Origin of the sequence: Shewanella gelidimarina (genome assembly GCF_023283945.1) — a bacterium.
GTDB lineage: Bacteria > Pseudomonadota > Gammaproteobacteria > Enterobacterales > Shewanellaceae > Shewanella > Shewanella gelidimarina.
In genome coordinates this window covers 299,285-317,997 of the sequence record NZ_JAKIKW010000001.1, presented here as the reverse complement: position 1 = coordinate 317,997, position 18,713 = coordinate 299,285, and the positions used below count along the sequence as shown (strand labels likewise).

17 protein-coding genes are annotated in these 18,713 nt (G+C 43.9%); 8 read left to right on the top strand and 9 right to left on the bottom strand.

Features of this window, described 5'->3' with window-relative positions:
* Position 1 precedes the first annotated feature (1 nt).
* Positions 2-505, bottom strand: a complete 504-nt coding sequence (zntR, locus tag L2729_RS01360; RefSeq protein ID WP_248986719.1) for a Zn(2+)-responsive transcriptional regulator — start codon at positions 503-505, stop codon at positions 2-4.
* 322 nt (positions 506-827) lie between these two features.
* Between zntR and purH the strand changes: the two genes are divergently transcribed.
* The 3 genes from purH to L2729_RS01345 all read left to right on the top strand — a co-directional run bounded on the left by purH (position 828) and on the right by L2729_RS01345 (position 4,459).
* On the top strand, positions 828-2,417 hold the full coding sequence (gene purH, locus L2729_RS01355) for a bifunctional phosphoribosylaminoimidazolecarboxamide formyltransferase/IMP cyclohydrolase (protein WP_248986620.1): 1,590 nt from the start codon (positions 828-830) through the stop codon (positions 2,415-2,417).
* Between the two features lie 161 nt (positions 2,418-2,578).
* A complete protein-coding gene (gene purD / locus L2729_RS01350) occupies positions 2,579-3,880 on the top strand; it encodes a phosphoribosylamine--glycine ligase (protein ID WP_248986619.1) in 1,302 nt (433 codons plus the stop codon).
* A gap of 360 nt (positions 3,881-4,240) precedes the next feature.
* Complete coding sequence (locus L2729_RS01345; RefSeq protein WP_101090365.1) at positions 4,241-4,459, top strand: hypothetical protein; 219 nt, start codon at positions 4,241-4,243, stop codon at positions 4,457-4,459.
* An 18-nt stretch (positions 4,460-4,477) separates the two neighbouring features.
* On the opposite strand, the gene L2729_RS01340 is transcribed toward L2729_RS01345, so the two are convergent.
* Positions 4,478-5,281, bottom strand: coding sequence for an SDR family oxidoreductase (locus L2729_RS01340; protein ID WP_248986618.1), 804 nt, complete (start codon positions 5,279-5,281; stop codon positions 4,478-4,480).
* A 63-nt stretch (positions 5,282-5,344) separates the two neighbouring features.
* Positions 5,345-7,933 (bottom strand): putative bifunctional diguanylate cyclase/phosphodiesterase, encoded by a 2,589-nt coding sequence (locus L2729_RS01335; RefSeq protein ID WP_248986617.1) that lies wholly within the window; start codon positions 7,931-7,933, stop codon positions 5,345-5,347.
* Positions 7,934-8,260: 327 nt separating this feature from the next.
* Between L2729_RS01335 and L2729_RS01330 the strand changes: the two genes are divergently transcribed.
* The 4 genes from L2729_RS01330 (at position 8,261) to L2729_RS01315 (ending at position 12,153) form a co-directional block, all read left to right on the top strand.
* The gene (locus L2729_RS01330) at positions 8,261-8,962 is read left to right on the top strand and encodes a spondin domain-containing protein (RefSeq protein ID WP_248986616.1); all 702 of its coding nucleotides are present in this window, start codon (positions 8,261-8,263) and stop codon (positions 8,960-8,962) included.
* 11 nt (positions 8,963-8,973) lie between these two features.
* A complete protein-coding gene (locus L2729_RS01325) occupies positions 8,974-9,705 on the top strand; it encodes a spondin domain-containing protein (RefSeq protein WP_248986615.1) in 732 nt (243 codons plus the stop codon).
* Positions 9,706-9,802: 97 nt separating this feature from the next.
* On the top strand, positions 9,803-10,540 hold the full coding sequence (locus L2729_RS01320) for a response regulator transcription factor (RefSeq protein ID WP_248986614.1): 738 nt from the start codon (positions 9,803-9,805) through the stop codon (positions 10,538-10,540).
* A gap of 140 nt (positions 10,541-10,680) precedes the next feature.
* Positions 10,681-12,153 carry a sensor histidine kinase gene (locus tag L2729_RS01315; protein ID WP_248986613.1) on the top strand — a complete coding sequence of 491 codons (1,473 nt, stop codon included), beginning with the start codon at positions 10,681-10,683 and terminating at the stop codon, positions 12,151-12,153.
* Positions 12,154-12,616: 463 nt separating this feature from the next.
* Here the strand turns inward: L2729_RS01315 and L2729_RS01310 are convergent, their stop codons facing one another.
* The 5 genes from L2729_RS01310 to L2729_RS01290 all read right to left on the bottom strand — a co-directional run bounded on the left by L2729_RS01310 (position 12,617) and on the right by L2729_RS01290 (position 15,613).
* Positions 12,617-12,907 (bottom strand): cytochrome c3 family protein, encoded by a 291-nt coding sequence (locus L2729_RS01310; protein ID WP_248986612.1) that lies wholly within the window; start codon positions 12,905-12,907, stop codon positions 12,617-12,619.
* A 21-nt stretch (positions 12,908-12,928) separates the two neighbouring features.
* Positions 12,929-13,870: a cytochrome c nitrite reductase subunit NrfD gene (nrfD, locus tag L2729_RS01305; protein ID WP_248986611.1), complete on the bottom strand. Its 942-nt coding sequence runs from the start codon at positions 13,868-13,870 to the stop codon at positions 12,929-12,931.
* Entirely contained in the window at positions 13,867-14,544 is a 678-nt protein-coding gene (locus L2729_RS01300) for a 4Fe-4S dicluster domain-containing protein (protein WP_248986610.1), read from the bottom strand. The genes nrfD and L2729_RS01300 overlap by 4 nt, the downstream gene beginning before the upstream one ends.
* A gap of 15 nt (positions 14,545-14,559) precedes the next feature.
* Positions 14,560-15,027 carry a cytochrome c3 family protein gene (locus tag L2729_RS01295; protein WP_248986609.1) on the bottom strand — a complete coding sequence of 156 codons (468 nt, stop codon included), beginning with the start codon at positions 15,025-15,027 and terminating at the stop codon, positions 14,560-14,562.
* 85 nt (positions 15,028-15,112) lie between these two features.
* Positions 15,113-15,613, bottom strand: coding sequence for a DUF2726 domain-containing protein (locus L2729_RS01290; RefSeq protein WP_248986608.1), 501 nt, complete (start codon positions 15,611-15,613; stop codon positions 15,113-15,115).
* Positions 15,614-16,155: 542 nt separating this feature from the next.
* Here L2729_RS01290 and L2729_RS01285 point away from each other — a divergent pair.
* The gene (locus tag L2729_RS01285; protein WP_248986607.1) at positions 16,156-17,121 is read left to right on the top strand and encodes a LysR family transcriptional regulator; all 966 of its coding nucleotides are present in this window, start codon (positions 16,156-16,158) and stop codon (positions 17,119-17,121) included.
* Between the two features lie 181 nt (positions 17,122-17,302).
* On the opposite strand, the gene L2729_RS01280 is transcribed toward L2729_RS01285, so the two are convergent.
* Entirely contained in the window at positions 17,303-18,340 is a 1,038-nt protein-coding gene (locus L2729_RS01280; RefSeq protein ID WP_248986606.1) for a LysR family transcriptional regulator, read from the bottom strand.
* Positions 18,341-18,713: the final 373 nt, after the last annotated feature.

Here is an 18,713-nt window from a genome sequence, read left to right as displayed (position 1 = left end):
ACTATTTCTCTTGTGTATTCTTAACGGCTGATTTGTCTTGGCACGTTTTAGTAAACTGGGCATCGTCGTGAGTATGGCTATGATTTTCACAGCGAATGTTCTCTGTACTCGACTCTAACGCTTCTAAAATTGAGCAATGTTCTGCGCTTTCAGGCCCACCGCAACACGCTTGAGATAGTCGTTGCAAAGAGAGTTGAAAATGGTTCAGTTCGGCAATCTTGGCCTCAACATTAGCCAGTTTATCGTCCACTAATCCTTTAACGTCGGCACAAGCCCAATTGGACTTGTCTAACTCAATCGAAAGCAGTTCCGCTATTTCTGCTAGCGTAAAACCGACCGCTTTGGCACGTAAAATAAAGCGTAAGCGTTCAGCATCAGCTTCGGTATAGATACGATAACCCGAATCGGTTCTTGATGAAGGCGATAGCAGACCATGTTTCTCGTAGAACCTTAACGTATCCGTTCTGACCTCACACAACTGTGCCAGCTCACCAATTCGATACATCATTTTCTCCTAATTTCACCGCGATAGGCTGCCAAATATCGCCGATGCGATATTTATCAATGTTCAAAGTATAAACCTTGGAGTTGTATCCAAGGTCAAGGCTATCTTGAACAAAAAATGGGATCAATGCTTGTTCTGTTTACCGTATTGTGAAATCGCGCAGAAAAAAACACCGTCAAGGATAAAACTGCGTTAAAATACGCGCGCCGTGACGGGAGAGTAAATTGAGGGACTTTTGGAAAGCAGTGTAGGCGTTCGCAAACGCGATACTGTTCTGTTTTCCGAAAGATCCTTAAAATAACTACTGGACCCTATACCTACAATGAATAAAGCCAGACCTATTCGTCGCGCGCTATTAAGCGTTTCAGATAAAACCGGAATCTTAGAGTTTGCACAAGCGTTGCATGCTCAAGGTGTTGAGCTACTTTCTACTGGTGGCACGGCCCGCCTATTGGCAGATAATGGTGTGCCAGTCATTGAAGTATCGGATTATACTGGCCACCCAGAAATTATGGATGGTCGTGTCAAAACTTTGCACCCTAAAGTGCATGGTGGAATTTTGGCACGCCGTGGTATAGACGAACTTGTAATGGAACAAAACAACATCAACCCTATCGATTTGGTTGCTGTTAATTTATATCCATTTGCAGAAACCGTCGCAAAAGAAGGTTGCACCCTTGCGGACGCTATCGAGAATATCGATATTGGCGGCCCAACGATGGTTCGCTCAACCGCTAAAAACCATAAAGATACTACCATCGTGGTTAACGCTAACGACTACGGCCGTGTTATTGCAGAAATGACCGCAAATAACGGCAGTACTACGCTGGAAACACGTTTTGATCTCGCGATTGCGGCGTTTGAGCACACTGCTGCATATGATGGCATGATCGCTAACTACTTCGGCACTAAAGTCCCTGCACATAGCAAAGACGAGTGTCATGAAGACTCCAAGTTCCCACGCACTTACAATACTCAATTAGTTAAAAAGCAAGATCTGCGTTATGGCGAAAATAGCCATCAAACAGCGGCTTTTTACGTTGATACCCATATCGATGAAGCCTCTGTTGCAACTGCCGTTCAGTTGCAAGGCAAGGCATTGTCCTATAACAATATTGCCGATACGGACTCAGCACTTGAATGTGTTAAAGAGTTTAATGAGCCAGCATGTGTCATCGTGAAACATGCTAACCCTTGTGGTGTGGCGATTGGTGAAAACCTGTTAGAAGCTTATAACCGTGCATTCCAAACCGACCCAACGTCAGCGTTTGGTGGCATTATCGCCTTTAACCGCGAGTTAGATGCAGCCACCGCAGCAGCGATTGTTGAGCGTCAATTTGTTGAAGTGATCATTGCCCCATCTGTTAGCCAAGCAGCACGCGACATTGTTGCAGCAAAGGTCAACGTACGAGTGCTTGAATGCGGACAATGGGCTAGCAAGACAAACAGCCTTGATTACAAACGTGTTAACGGTGGCTTATTGCTGCAAGATCGCGACCAAGGCATGGTTGATGTCAATGACGTTACCATCGTGTCTAAGCGCCAACCTACTGCTAGCGAGATGAAAGATCTTATGTTCTGCTGGAAAGTGGCTAAGTTTGTTAAATCAAACGCGATTGTTTACGCCAAGAACAGCATGACAATCGGTGTTGGCGCAGGCCAAATGAGCCGAGTTTATAGCGCTAAAGTGGCAGGTATTAAAGCAGCTGACGAAGGGCTAGTCGTTCAAGATTCAGTGATGGCATCTGATGCGTTTTTCCCATTCCGTGACGGTATTGATGCTGCAGCCGCTGCTGGTATTAGCTGTATCATCCAGCCAGGTGGCTCTATTCGTGACCAAGAGATTATCAACGCTGCAGATGAGCACGGCATGGCAATGGTATTTACAGGTATGCGCCACTTCCGTCATTAATCCAGATGAGTTTAACTGGATTATATTTTTAGAGTTTAGCGCAAAGTCATCAGTTCTTGGACAAAGAAGACACACGCCATTTTGTTGGTAAAAATACGCCAATAAACGAGTATGTTTGATGCAGTACAAGGGCTGATGAAGCCACGACAAAAGGTAAAAAAATGAAAGTATTAATAATAGGTGGCGGCGGTCGTGAACATGCATTGGCATGGAAAGCGGCGCAATCAGCACAAGTTGAAACCGTTTTTGTGGCGCCCGGTAATGCAGGCACCTCTTTAGAGCCAAAGCTAGAAAATGTAGCGATTAACGTTGAAGAGATCACTGCATTGGTGGCTTTCGCAGCAGAGCAAAAAGTGGCTATTACCATTGTAGGCCCTGAAGTCCCACTCGCATTGGGGCTTGTAGATGCGTTCAATGAAGCCGGCTTGCCCATTTTTGGCCCAACTCAAGGTGCGGCGCAACTAGAATCTTCTAAAGCTTTCACTAAAGACTTTTTAGCACGCCACAATATTCCAACCGCGGCTTACTCAAACTTTACCGACATTGCGCCAGCTAAGGCTTATGTAACAGAATTAACCGCGACAACGGGTTACCCGGTCGTGATTAAGGCTGATGGTTTAGCGGCAGGTAAAGGCGTGATTATTGCCGCTGACCAAACTGAAGCGAATGCGGCAATTGACGATATGCTGGCCGGTAACCTCTTTGGTGAAGCGGGTTCTCGAGTTGTTATCGAAGAGTTCCTAAAAGGCGAAGAAGCCAGCTTTATCGTGATGGTTGATGGCAAGAACATTCTTGCAATGGCCACCAGCCAAGATCATAAAGCACGCGACAATGGCGATCATGGTCCAAACACAGGCGGTATGGGGGCATACTCCCCCGCCCCTGTTGTGACTCAAGCCGTACACGATTGGACTATGGCTCACGTTATTCGTCCAACGGTTGATGGCATGGCCGCAGAAGGTAATGTTTACACCGGTTTCCTATATGCTGGCTTGATGATTTCACCTGATGGCAGCGCAAAAGTACTTGAGTACAACTGCCGCTTTGGCGATCCAGAAACTCAGCCGATTATGATGCGTCTTAAATCTGATCTAGTAGAGCTGTGTTTAGCCTCAACTCGTGGCGAGCTAGATCAAGTGACCGCAGAGTTTGATTCACGTGCAGCTGTCGGTGTGGTATTAGCCGCTGGCGGTTACCCAGATGCATATCGAAAGCACGATGTGATTGAGGGTTTAGACTTAGGCAATAACGATGCGAAAGTGTTTCATGCTGGCACCAGCATGCAAGATGGCAAAGTTGTGACCAATGGCGGCCGTGTGCTATGCGCTACCGCTTTGGGCAATACTGTGACCGAAGCACAGGCATCTGCTTACCAATTGGTTGACGCTATCCATTGGGATGACGTGTATTTTCGTACCGATATCGCCTACCGTGCTATCGCTCGTGAAAATGGCAACCGCTAGAGCCTTTAGCTGAACGCTGAACATTAGACGTTAGATAAAAAAGCCCAGTTCGCTGGGCTTTTTCATGCCTGTTTAGCGCTAAAAATGAGTCGATATACACTCTAGCACCGAGACGCTATCACGAGAGAGAGCAGCTCACATTGCCAGTAGTAAAAAACAACCGCCGAGCCATGCGATATCACTTCGCGGTTTCATTTTAATTCACTGCTGCCAGATGCTTAGCTTTACCCACACAACAATCAACCTCTAAAAATAAGTACATTTGTGATCAAAGTAACAAAAAAAGCTACACTCAAAGCGCACTATATTTATTCTAAAAAATAATATGAATCCAAGCAAATCACTAGATAGGGGTTAATTATGAAATATTCACTTGGCGATCTTGTCTATCAAGGCGAAACATCTGGCGTCCATAACTGGGATACCTTAGCGGGCACCTCATTTTATTGGCACCCAGATTGGTTACATATTGCAGAAAATATGACTGGCCATACGCCAGCGATAACCATTGAACCAACCAAAAGTGCAACGACTAAAGAGGATGCGGCTGCCGCTATCGTTAAGCATCTTAATAAGTAACCGAGATTAATTGATTCGCTAACGGCCTGACGCAATGGCATTACGAGTGATTTTGTCGATCAGGCCGGGGGCGATTATTTTTAAAAAACGTCCTATACGACCTCTAAATGAGGTTATCAACAGTCGTTTACGCTGCGCTATTGCGGGTAGCATTAGCTGTGCACATCGGTCAGCCGTCATGATCTTAGACTCTTGCATTGGCGTGGTCCCCAAAGGTAATCCTTGACTATCTAGGGCTCTTTTATGGGTTTGAGTAACAACAAAATCTGGGCAGATTACCGTCACCGCAACATTATCGTCGCTTAACTCAATTCTCAACGAATCAAAAAAGCCAATCACCGCATGTTTAGAGGCGGCATAACCGCTACGAGCGGGTACTCCTGTCATTCCAGTAATGGAAGCCACGGCAACAATCTGGCCTTGAGTCTGTTTCAGATGAGGGATCGCGGCATGACTAAGATAAGCTGGTGCCAAATAGTTTACCTGCATGATTTGAGATAACACGCTTAAGTCTGTCAGTTCATCAAAGCGTGACCACATTGTCATGCCGGCATTATTGATTAGAATATCTAAACGCCCAAAACGCGCTATGCATGTTTCAATTAAATTTTTGCACTGTGACTGTTGCGCTAAATCGGCTGCACAGACCAAAGGCGGCAATCCTAATATTGTGAGCTCCGATGCTAAGGACGCTAATCGCTGTTGATTACGAGCACTGATCACTAACTGACAACCTAAGGGCGCAAGCGCAATGGCTAAGGCACGCCCAATACCTTCTGACGCCCCCGTAACAATAATGACTTTGTCTTTGAAGCTATTCATATTTAACCTAAATTTATCGCGATACCCCAAACTCACATATAAAGCGTTAAACCGCAACTATCGCTATGCCGACCGTTGTTGCAGCGCATTAATTGGCTGGTAAGATTCTAGCGCCTGTGGCCGACCAATAGCATAACCCTGAGCGTAGTTGACCCCTATTAGCTTGAGCTTAACAATAATCTCTTGGGTTTCTACAAACTCCGCCACGGTCTCGATACCCATGACCCTGCACACATCGTGAATTGATTTTACGATGGCATAGTCTTTAGCATTGGTTGTTAACGATTTGACGAAGCAACCATCGATTTTCACGTAATCAACAGGCATCTCTTTTAGGTAACCGTAAGAGGCAAAGCCACTGCCAAAATCATCCAGCGCGAACGAGAAACCCCGTTTGCGCAGCTGTTGTAACATATCCATCGCGCGGCTATGATTTTGAATCGCACTGGTCTCGGTGATCTCAAAACAGATACAGCAACTTGGAATATTAAACCGCGCCTGTTGCTGCAAAATATAATTCACCATACCTTCGGCCCCCAAGCTATTACCTGACAGATTAATCGACAAACTATGGTCTTGCCAAAGCTCTTCACGCAGTGACAACCACAGAAAAGTTTTCCTTATGACCTCTTTATCGACCTCTGTCATCAACTTAAAACGCTCAGCGGCGGCGATAAATTGCGCTGGAGGTAATATGCGCCCACAAGGTTCTTGGATCCGCAATAAAACCTCCAGTCGTTTGCGCTGATACTGCGAGCTAAGCTGCTCTATCTTTTGATAGTAAAGAATAAGCTCGTTATGCTCGATAGCCTGAGCAATGCGCATCGCCCATTTAGGGGCAATGCGCATCGCCCATTTAGGGGCATTACGCTGATAACAGAGCTCTTGATCGCTATCATCATAAAAATGAATTTGATTACAGCCCTTACGTTTTGCAGCAAGGCAGGCGATATCGGCATCTTTTATCATTTCCAATACATCTTTTTTCTGTTGGCGACGATAAGAAACTCCCACACTCACCCCAACTCGATAATGCTCTTGCTGATGATGCATCACCTGCATTGAGACATTATTGATAATGCTTTTAAGTAACTTAGCGATATTCAATGCCGAAGTGTCTTTAATGGCTAAGCCGAACTCGTCACCGCCTAAACGCGCCAGTAGATGATCGCTAGATAGATTCGACTCGATGGCTTTGGCAACCAGATAAAGCATTTTGTCACCCGCGTTATGTCCGCAAGAATCGTTGATCAATTTAAACTGCTCTAAGTCTAAATAAACCACCGCGATTGAATTGGCATTCTGTGCCAATGTTTCTAGCTTATCTTCAAACGCACTGCGGTTGAGCAGCCCGGTGACTTGATCGTAGTTGGCTCGACGTTGTAACTGTTGTTTAAGCTTCGCCTCTTGGGTGATATCCCTTAACACAATCACCACCCCAACCACTTGGCCATTATGGTTTCTCAGGTTATTAACGCTGCGTTCCATCACCTTAAGCGCATCGATATTCAGTACAATCTGCGTAAACTCAGGCAATGACGCACCACTTTGCATAAACTCGCTCAGATCATTATTAAATTGGTCACCGGCCCGCAGTAGAACCTGCGGACTTTCACCTAGTGCTTTAGCACTCTTAACTTTGAGTAGTCGCTCTGCATAAGCGTTGATATAGACCACTTTAGCGTTAATGTCAGTCAATATAACCGCTTCAGCAATCGACTCCAGTGTGATTTTAGACCGCATCTCCTGCCGGTATATTCGTGCCAGTAATCCATTAATTCGGCGAGTTAAAATACTCAACTCTGCCCCACCTTCGACAGTTAGCGGTTTATAATTTTTTGCCATTGGATTGATACTGATTAACTGCTCAGTCAAGGTATAAAATGGTTTCACAAATCCAAATTTTAACCATAGATAGGTCACCAGCTGTAGTAGCATCACTAGGCAAAGCATTCCCGCCGCCATCCAGCTGTATTGCGATGATAGTCGAGCAAAGAATCCATTAGAAAATGTCACATTGACATATACCGGTAGCTCTTCATTGAAGGCAGGGAGAGCAAGATCTACTTGTATGTTTTGACCATTAAAGATGATGCCGTCACTGGCATAACCTAACTCCATTCGAGCCAGATTCACAAAGCCAGGCAAACCGCGTAGTGCAAGATAATTGTCTTTAATCACCTTAACGGCAATAACTGCTTTATCGGCTGAGAATGGCTTTACGCTAATAAAATAGGCTGTTTCATGCAGCGCATCAAAATAAGCGCCTGAGACAAGCTCTGTATTATTGAGCAGATGTTCAGGGATATCTGGGAGCACCAGTGCGAGTTGTTTATCTTGCTCTAGCTGCGGGGTAATCAGACCATGGTTCCAGAAAAATATATTTATGCCATTGAGAAGTGCATTGTTTTGCCTCACATCATCAAGCACTTGCGACTTTATAGGCGCGGCATAAATCGACGCGACCGCACCAAGCAGTTGCAACTCATTATTGACGATATCTTCTATGCTCTCGAGTTCTTTACTGACGGCATATCCGCGCAGCGAAACCACCTCACCATCAAACCAAAGGTTCAAGCAAAAGCTGGCAGCGATCATAATGGGGATACAAATCCCAACAATAAAAACAATTATTTTGTTGCCAATATACATCTTTACTCAGCTTCGATAGGTTAGAAACCAGCAGCAATACTGACTACGGCTCTAATTTTTCGAGCAAAATAACGTATTTATCGACTAGATAATACCTATGCTAGGTTCACTCGCCGATAAAATCGGCAAAAGTATGCTTTCTTTATAATTAGTCCTGCTAATTTAGCCCACGGTATAAATATACAACACTGAGAAGACAACTAAACCCGAAGGAATTCGACATAAACAGTGACCCTCCACCAATTGTTATACTTTTGTGATTATTTGGAGATACTCAGGTGATATCCCGTTGTCATGCTTTAACTATTCAGACAACGGAGATATACCATGAATGTTAACCATGTAACCAAAGCCCTCATACTAGGAAGTTTAATGAGCCTGCCTGCGACCGCTGCAGAGCTTGAGATCAGTGTGACAAATCTAACCCACGGTAACTATTTCACCCCGCTACTCATTGCTGCACATGATATGGATAGCCATCTATTTCAGGCGGGTGAGATGGCAACGCCTGCGCTACAAAAAATGGCTGAAGGGGGTGATATTGGCGATCTAGATGCTGCAGTTACAGGTGCAGGCGGTGTGACGATGGCCAACCCTGCGATGGGACTACTGGCGCCGAGTGCTAAAGTTGAAAGCATCATGCTCGATAGTGGAGAAATGACGCACTTATCGATCACCGCGATGGTATTGCCGACTAACGATGCATTTGTCGGCTTAGATGCTTGGAAGATCCCAACGGAAGCTGGCACTTATACTTTTACCCTTAATGCCTATGATGCCGGTACTGAGGCCAATGATGAGATCATTAATGGTGGCGGAGCAGTAGGAACGCCTGGGATCCCAGCAGCACCTGGTGGCGATGGTGGCATGAACGCCACTGGCGTAATGGATAGCAGTAGCAATGATAAAGTCCATATTCACCCTGGCGTATTAGGTGATACTGACGTAAATGCTGGCACAAGTGATTTAGACAGCCGTATTCATCGCTGGTTAAACCCTGTAGCTCGAGTGACTGTTGTCGTGAAATAGGAGATCAATCCATGAACTATCCTAAACTGAACTTTAAATACAGTGCCACGGCAATCATCGCCTTTGCAGCTATTAGCTTAGCGGGCTGCTCTGATAACGACAATGATTCACCTGCACCCGTCCAGCCGCCAGTCGTGGCACCTGTGATGCAAGACTACAGTGTGATGATTACCAACTTAACGGCTAACCAGCCAATGTCTCCGGTCGCTGTAGTAGCTCAAGAGAGCGGTAGTCGACTGTGGAGTACTGGCATGGCCGCCAGTGTTGCACTCGAGACCCTAGCAGAATCGGGTGATAGTAGTGGACTCACTGGCGAAACGGGGGTCAATGAGCTCTTTAGCGGTGACGGTGTCTTAGTGCCAGGCGCCACTCAATCAATAACAATGAGCCTAGAGCAATCAAGCGTAGCAGACCTGTCTATCGTCACCATGCTCGTTAACACTAATGATGCTTTCGCAGGCACCACAGGTTTTAACCTTTCAACATTAGCTGTTGATGATGCAACCACATTGCGAGTCATTGCATACGATGCTGGCACCGAAGCTAACTCTGAAGAAAAAGGCACAATACCAGGGCCTGCTGATGGCGGTGAAGGCTTTAATGCTGTCCGAGATGATAACGACAAAGTCCATGGTCATCCTGGTGTAATCAGTGCTGATGATGGACTCGCTGATTCGGTTCTGTCAGCTTCTCATCGCTTCGATAATCCCGTTATGATAATTAAGATCACGCGCACTAAATAGTCGCCAATGCTTAATTGATTAATTGATTAAAAAATTATCGAAATAAAAGTTCTTAAAGGTAGGTCTTGTTAAAAGGGATCGCCTTTGGGAGCTCGTCATGAACAGATCGAATACCACTTTCACCTCTGTTTCAAGCAAGAAAATATTATTGATTGAAGATGAACAAGACTTAGCAAAGCTGGTCATGCTGAATCTTAAAAGCATGAATCATATAGTCACCCATTGCACCACTTTGCAACAAGCTAGCCAAGTCATCGCCACCAAGCAGATAGATCTGATTTTAATGGACAGAATGTTACCCGACGGCGATGGCATTACCCTTTGCCAACAGATCCGTGAAGCCGGTAATGAGATCCCCTGTATGTTACTGACAGCGAGAGACTCAGAGGCTGATGTAGTATTGGGTCTAGAGTCCGGTGCTGATGACTATCTTGTAAAACCTTTTAGCGTGTTAGAGCTCAGAGCTCGAGTCAAAGCATTGCTGAGGCGAGGTAAACAGATAGAACATCAAGATGACTCATTAGAGTTCAATGGCATCACTATTAATTGTAGTACCCGTGAAGTCATCGCCTTTAATGAAACCTTAGCACTCACAGCTCGAGAATTTGACCTATTACTTTATCTTGCTCAGCACCCTAAGCAGGTTTTCAGTCGCATGCAGCTTTTAGATGCCGTTTGGGGTTATTCCTACTCTGGCTATGAACATACCGTTAATACTCATATCAATCGCTTACGTAACAAATTAGCTCAAAGTTCATCCACCGCCGACTTAGTCAAAACGGTTTGGGGGGTTGGCTATAAATTTACCCCACCAGCCAATCAAGCCACCGCCTAGCTTGAGGTAAAAAGTCACCCTAGATGATCGTAAAGGGTAACGGGAATGGAAAATGATAACGCCTAGTAGTATCGACACGGCATCACCTAACATCAAAATAGAAATAGCTGTTCATCACGGCTAGCGATGGAGAAACACCAATGAAGAGCTTATTTGGCCGCATATTGCTGGCAGCTAGCTTAGTTATTTTTATCCTCTTTGTCGCACTGTGGCAGTGGTTACAATTCAGCCAAGACTTTAGCCGCAATCAAATTCAGCAATCATTACACCGAGAGCTTGCTGAACATATGGCGCATATCAATCCTCTCCTCTCGCAAGGGATCACCTCTGACGCCGCCTTAAAAGAAGCCTTTCACGACTTTATGTTATTGGGGCCGAGCTTTGAGATCTATACCTTAGATCGCCAAGGAAAGGTTATCGCTTACGACGCCAAAGAGGAAAAAATTAAGCAATCGCAAATTGACACCAACATCATTGATGACTTTATTCAGGGAGCAAACTTGCCGTTACTCGGCACCGACCCTAGATCTTCCAGTAAAGATAAGATTTTCTCCGCCGCTAGATTACTCGCACCAGACGGACAACAGACGGGTTATCTCTACGTCATTATTGGTGGAGAAGACTTTGATGCCTGGCAGTCAATTGTCAGCGAGCACCAAGCACCACAGTTTTGGACCACTGCAATTTTAATCGCCATAGGTTTCGCTTTGGTACTGTTCGTGTTGCTGCTCAAGTTATTTACCGCCCCACTCAGCCGCCTAGAAAACGATTTACGTTTAGTCGCTAGTCAGCAGCTAAACGCTGGCGTTGTATTACCAAGGCAATACACCGGTAGCAGTGAAATCAATCAACTCAGCAGCCATATAAACACCTTACTTGAAGCATTGAGTCAGCAGCATCAAGCAATTAACCGCCAGCAAGAGGAGCGGCATGAGTTTATGTTGCACCTGTCGCACGACTTAAAGACCCCGCTAACATCACTGCAAGGCTATATCGACACTTGGTTATTATTGCCCCCACATGAACGTAGCAGCGACTTAATCGAGGTGGCAGCCAATGCTAGCCAACATCTGCAGCAACTCTTAGGGCAAATGCTTGAGTTAGAGGCGCTTGAAAATGGCCAAGTATCCCCAAATTGGAATGAGCTCTATTTGGTCGATTTACTGGAAGAGCTGCAGTTAACGTTTGCGCCTAGAGCAAACAGCAAAAAAGTCACGTTGGACTTTGCAGACAGCCACAACTTAACCGTTCGCACCGATCGACAACTATTGTTGCGGATCCTCAACAACTTGATTGATAACGCCATACGCTACACCCCAGAACAGGGAATGATTAAGATCCAAACCATCCAGGATCTGGCGACAAATAAAGTTTGGCTACAAGTTAGCGACAATGGTTCAGGTATGCATAAACATGAGCTAACAGCATTAAAGCAAATGACGCAAAAACCACTCGCCATGATGGCCAAACAGACCGCATTACCGCAATTAGGCGTCGGACTAGCCATCGTGCGGCAGTTACTGGGGATCTTGCAGTGTGATATTGAAATTAGCAGTCAGCCAGGAAAAGGCACGACGTTTAATATAGAGCTTCAGGTGGTTTCGCAGCCGTAGAGTTCATCTCGAACGATACGCGCTTAGGCGCACTCTGACAGAGTCAATCTAAGCAAAGCGCAGTGCACAGGACGCTTACGAACAAAGCCATCGAAAAGTCATAAGAAACATGTCCCAGTGCTTAGGATAGAAATCTTAAACAAGTTCAGAATCGACACTTGCAGCCGCTGAGCCTTCGTTAACGATCAATCAGGGCTGAGCAAGATCATCAAGGTCATTATGCCCAGTTAGACCAACGTTAAAAAAAGAAAGACCACCCTCGCGAGGGAGTGGCCAAACCCATTTGGAGGTTGGGTGCGACTCTAAAGTTTAAGAGTGAGGCAAATAAAATGGCGTCCTGCCCAAGTACATCCTTGTCGTACGGTAAAATAAATGGCTAAAGCAAGCCTGCTTGGACCCGTGTTCGCCAGTCAGCTCTTATTGGTGACTGGCTTCAACTTCATCAGATCTGTCCACGATCGAATTAGTGACAACGACTGCAGGAGTCCTTAGCCAATGCTTCTTCATGCACCTGATGACAGTCATTACACAACATGGCGCCTTCATGATTCTTATGAACATCACTGTCCAACTCCTTCAAGGGCCCGTGGCAAGAGGCGCAAGCCTCATTTTCAAAGGCCCCATCGTCCGAGGGTGCCCCGTCTTCGTGGCAGGCTTCACACCCTGACATTTCGGTATGGGAATCAGCAATTCCCCCCGCAAATACAGCTCCAGAGAAACTTAGTAGTATTGATAATACTAAGGCTTTAAACATGGTGAACTCCAAATTTGATCGTTAAGCGACAGTCATTTGTCCGGTATAGAGAATAAAATTACGCAGCAGTAATACTCCAATCAGGCTACAACTGGCGGTGATAGCGACATAGGAGAATTTCCGCTTCGAAGACGCTTTCATGAAGAGGTTGAACGCCAGTGGTAAACTTAGACCCAACACGACTATTCCCCCCCAGAATACCCAGCCCCAAAAACCTTCTCCGATGGCTCTCATGGCAGCGATTTTGCTCTGCCCCCCCGAGAGGATGAGTCCGATGAAGAAGGTAAACAACAGCACCATCTCCACCAAAATGATCGGGATCTCTATATTGTGTATGAAATGCACTTCTTTGCCGTCTGGATCTCCTTTGAGCAACACACCACCGAGCAAGGTTCCTGCAGCACCAGAAGACAAGCCAGAGATCAAAAATAGCAAGGGCAATACCGGATTATTCAACATAGGATAGGTGGTCAGCGCAGAAAGCAGGAAGCCGGTGTAAGCCCCCAGAGAAAGCGCGAATATGGCCAAAAATCCCGTAATGCTTGGCTCATGTTTAACCAAAGCATTCAGTAACCTGATCAATAGAGGCCAACGGCCATTACACCAATTCAGTACCGGCTCTTTAAATACACAGATTAACCAAGCAAAGAGGATCAGTTGATAGATCATGAGTACGGCAACACCAACAGACATCACGGAAGTGCTATTGTAAAAAACCAAGATCTTCCAAAAATCGAATGGCTTGGTAAGATCCAGCACCAAGATCCCGAGCCCTGCGAAGACGGCTAGGGGAGCGATGATACAAGCGGCCTGAATGAAACCGGATTTATACGCGTCTTTACCCAGCTTAAAATGTTTAAGCAATATGGCGAAGGATATTGCTCCGGCGGATACTCCTGCCAAAAACAGATAGATGGCGATTGGCCAATGCCAGACTAGGCCATCAAAATGGAATGGACTCATAGCGTTATATCTCCTTCTTGTGATGCAATACGGAAAACTTTAGGTCGCGTGCCAAGCTCAGTCTTACTGCGATAATTGGGCGCTGTCTTAAGTACTTTGACAAGATTTGAGTCAGGGTCTTTCAAATCCCCAAAGGTTAGTGCCTGAGTTGGACATGCTGACACGCATGCGGGCAGCCTCCCCTCTTTTAAGCGCGTCTCTTTGCAGAAATCACATTTATCAGCAGCATGGGTTACAGGATTAATAAAGCGCACTTGATAGGGGCAGGCGGCGATACAATATTGGCAACCCACACACTTCCAAGAATTGACACTGACGATGCCCGTTTCTGGATCTTTATAGGCGGCCCCAGTGGGGCAAACTTTGACGCATGGGGCATCTTCACATTGCTGGCAAGATTTACGCGTAAAACGGAAATATTGCTCCGGATATTCCCCATAGGGTCCTTCACGCTCAATCTCCAAACGGCTGACCCCCTCAGGAACCTGATTCACCTCCCGGCAGGCGATGGAGCAGGCATCACAGCCTATACATTTCGTTTCATCATGCACGAGGGCATATTTTTTCCCGTCCATTTCCACAGATTCAGTGGAACTCTTGGCAATTGTATAACCTGATGCGCCAACAACGACCGCACACGCGCTCTTAAGGAAGAGTCTTCTTGAGTTTTTCATTGGGTATCCTCCTAGTTAGTTGGCACTATGGCAGTCACGACACATTTCGCTACGCTCGGGCGCTGTCACGCCTATGATAGGATCGACTTCGGGGTGTAGCTGATGGCAACTGGCACAATTAACCTTGTTGGAATGCACATCGTGTGTCCAATCGGCCTGACTCAGCGTTTCTACATCATGACATTGAAGACATACCGCAGTTTGATCTGCACTTTTGGCGACAGACTTAGTAGCAAACCCAATAAGCTCGGATGCTTTTCTCGGATGGCCTGTCTTTTCTCCGTGGCAGTTTTGGCAAGTCAGATCCAATGCATCATTAGCATGAAGCCCAAACATTTTCCCGTTGCGCTTGTGGCACATGATGCATTGTTTATTCTGGTTTATTTTTAACTCCGCTGTCGCAGCGGTCACTGCTGCAGAGTAAGATCCCAGCACCAGCACGGATACTAGTAGTGGGACGGAAAATCTATCAATTCTGGACATAATAAGCCCTCACATAACGAGTGATACTGATTTATAATAAAATAGAAAGGTGATGCCGCAGTCGATGCTACGGCACTCTGTTCGACTATGCGGCCAAGCCATTTCTGATAAGACTTTCATCCCACTTTTGATTCTTGGCCAGGTGAATGACTTTAACCCCGACTTCGGCTAATGAATTATCAATAAATTGAGATTGCTCGGGAGAGTTATGCTCAGGGTCGGTGATCACCAGTTTTACTGATGAGGATTGACTATCGACTAGCACATAATCCAGATGACATCCTCTTAGATAGGAATGGACATCGCCTGACGTTTCCGCTTTATCAATATCCAGAATGCTATCGAGACAGGTTCCGTATAAAATATTGTATTTATCTTTAACTATCGTATTCAAATTATTAATAAAGAAAGCCGCTTTAGGTTCCATTGGGTGACGGCTAAACTTTATGTCCTCCCAAATAGATTCTGTATCGGTTGGTTTAAAAAACTTTATACAAGTAAGGGTGAACATCACTAAAACAAATGGCACCACAAGGAAAAACACAAAGTACATAAAAGCATAACTTAAAATTATTGATACATTCATAAAAACCTCCAAAACCACAGTTTGATTATTATATTTAACTTTTAGAACATCATCAGTATTCGCATTTCATGCATTTAAAACTTTGATTCAAATCAAACATTCAAATTAACTAGTATTTTTATATTTAAATAACAAGATTCAACTTAATTTCTAAAAACTGTAATTCACAAAAAACAATTTTAATTATCGAAATTACATATTTCTTAATTTTAAATTTCAAATAAAACCTGCCACAAATACCCATTAACTAAAATGAATTACAAAACAAATAAATAACAAATCAGTAGTTATTAAATGAAACGACATCACATAGACACTTAAAAACAGTAACTTACAGCAAAATGGTTAGATTGAAAATTTAATGCATTCTCAGAAACACATTATTAAGATATTTAATATAGAGATAGTTGTTATCGAAAATGTGAATAATAAAATAAGTGACTTAATAGACAGTTTTACAAATCAATTTAAATAAAATAACATAAAGAATGAAAAATGATTATTATGAAATAAGTAAACACTATTTTAAAGAGGTATTATAAATGAGGGATATAAGCTTTAGCGACTTGGATTTGCTCAGTTTAAATATACTAGTTCATCTCTATGAGAGTAAATCGGCAACGTCAGTATCTCACAAGTTAAACATACCTGCGCCGAAAATAAGTCGATGCCTCAAACATGCTAGAGAGATCTTTGGCAATGAGCTATTCATCAGAAAAAAACATGGGCTAGTACCGAATGAATTTGCAGGAAAAATATACCCTATTGTGAAGGAGATAGTAGAATGTTCGAAAACCTTGCAAAAGCTACACGGAGAAAATAGTGTCGAACAGACGCATCACTTTGAAATAGCTTCACCTGATCTGATCTCCTACACATTCCCAAAAATACTATTAACTTCGATTAGAAGCGCGGGAAAAGATATGAGCTTTAATATCTCAACCTGCACAAGAAACTCAATAGATAGTATCGTCACCGGTGAGGTCAATATCGGTCTATGCTGCTGCAATATGATTGAGGACATCAAGGACATAGATGAGCAACTCGAAGCCATTCCATTAAAAAAACTGAATAAACTATTTCTCATCTGTCACCATGAACATCCAATACTCAAACAAGAGATCACCTTAGAATCGATTGCAGAGTATCCATTTGTTAACGTGAATATTGATGTTACCAAACAAAAAATGAGTCCATTTCAAGCCTATTGCCATGTAAACAGCCTTCAACTTAACACTGAGATGGATCTCAGCAGTCTATCCGGCTTATTTGAATACCTAAGATCAACCCAAGCCGTCGCCTTACTCCCCTACAGCTCGATATATAACATGATAAACAGTACCCATAACCTGCATGCTTGTCGGATTTCGGATGTCGAGTCAGAGCGACTCTATATGCAAATCAAGGTACCCACTTTGTACCTGGTTTACAATAAAGCCAAAGCTGAGCCTAACCTGCAATGGTTATCGACTCAAATTCAAGGCTTGGTCAACACTGCACTTCACTGAGACTTTGACATCAATATGCAGTACTCACTATTGATGTCAAATATCAACACAACATACTGACTCAAATAAAATTCAAGATAAATACAGGTAGGACACTCGCCACTAATCATTAAATCGCGAGCATCGACAGGGGGATCGAACAAGTCAATCGTCTAAGCACCTTTCATCTCGTCTGGTTCGATTAGGGCTTAACTATCGGCGTTCTAACGTTCGCTGTGTCTATTTTAGCGCCGAGTGATTTAGACTGTTCATATTCATCTTGCATCAAGTCAATTTTTCGCTTCAATACTTCCGACAAAAGAGGAGTAAAGTCATGCTCATTAGAATGATGATATTGCAGGTAATAATAAACTTTTTGATGATCTGACGGCACTAATTCTTTTTTAGCCTTAGCTAACTCAACATGACAAAAGTCTGTGGCATCGATAAAGTCAATATCATCACGATTCTTAAAATATTGATAGGCAAAAATGGATGCGGTACAACACACGTCATCGGATTTAACGATATGATCCAGCGCCATGTTGTGACAAGAGGTCTTTAAGATGAGTTTTAATTCCTCTCCTCGCTGCTTCACAATGGATTCGAACCAGTTTGGCTTCGAACCCACTTGGCAGTAATTGATAAAAACAAGTCTATTTTCGATAAGCGATGAATAATTCAGAGGCTTTCGAAAAATGGGATGATCTTTCTTGGCAACGACGAACCGGTAACTTACCTCCCCCAATTCGAGGTTTTCTATCATCTCGTGATAAGTTGAGTTAACAGTGATTGCATAGTCCAACTTACCTTGGGCAATCAGTTGGGAAACATTATCACACCAAGGCTGAATGTTAACGCTCACTTCCTGTTTCAAATGAATACAGACTTCAGATATTGCCTCCAAAAAAAATGCAGACATATGCTCCTGAACTGCCACATTCACGACACGTATCACATCTGATTGACTCATAGCCACCTGGTCTATTTCTTCCAGTGTAGCGACTATCGATTTCGCCAGAGGATAGATTTTTTCGGCCATCGAATTTGGTTGTAAGCCATACTGCTGACGCACAAACAATTCATTCTGGATGACTTCACGGAGGCTGCTTAAGGCACGGCTGACTTTAGGCTGAGTTGTATTTAATTTTTCAGCTACGACACTGCAATTCTTAAATTCAAATAAACCAATGAGAACTTTAAGTGTGAAATAATCTAATTTAGAGAGTTCCTTTCGCATTGTAATACGTCCATGAATATATATTAATATTTAAATTAAAATCATCTTCAAACAATAACACTTTCAGTTATAGAAATAAATACATACATGAAGACTAAGAAAAATCTAATACAAGTATTACCCACGCTAATAGACACCACCACCAACAAAAACAACAATGATACATTCAGTCACACATTTCGTCATCTAAAATAAATACAAATCTAGGAAATGTAAACGATGAATGCGCATGGCGTATAATGACCTTATATCAATAGCTTACATGCGAAAAGTAACATTTAAAAAGTTAAATGTAGAGGTGGTATGCTATTCAAGTAAAGAACCTCTAATCACAATATTATATACTCTCGTATAAATCAGTTAAAAATAAAAA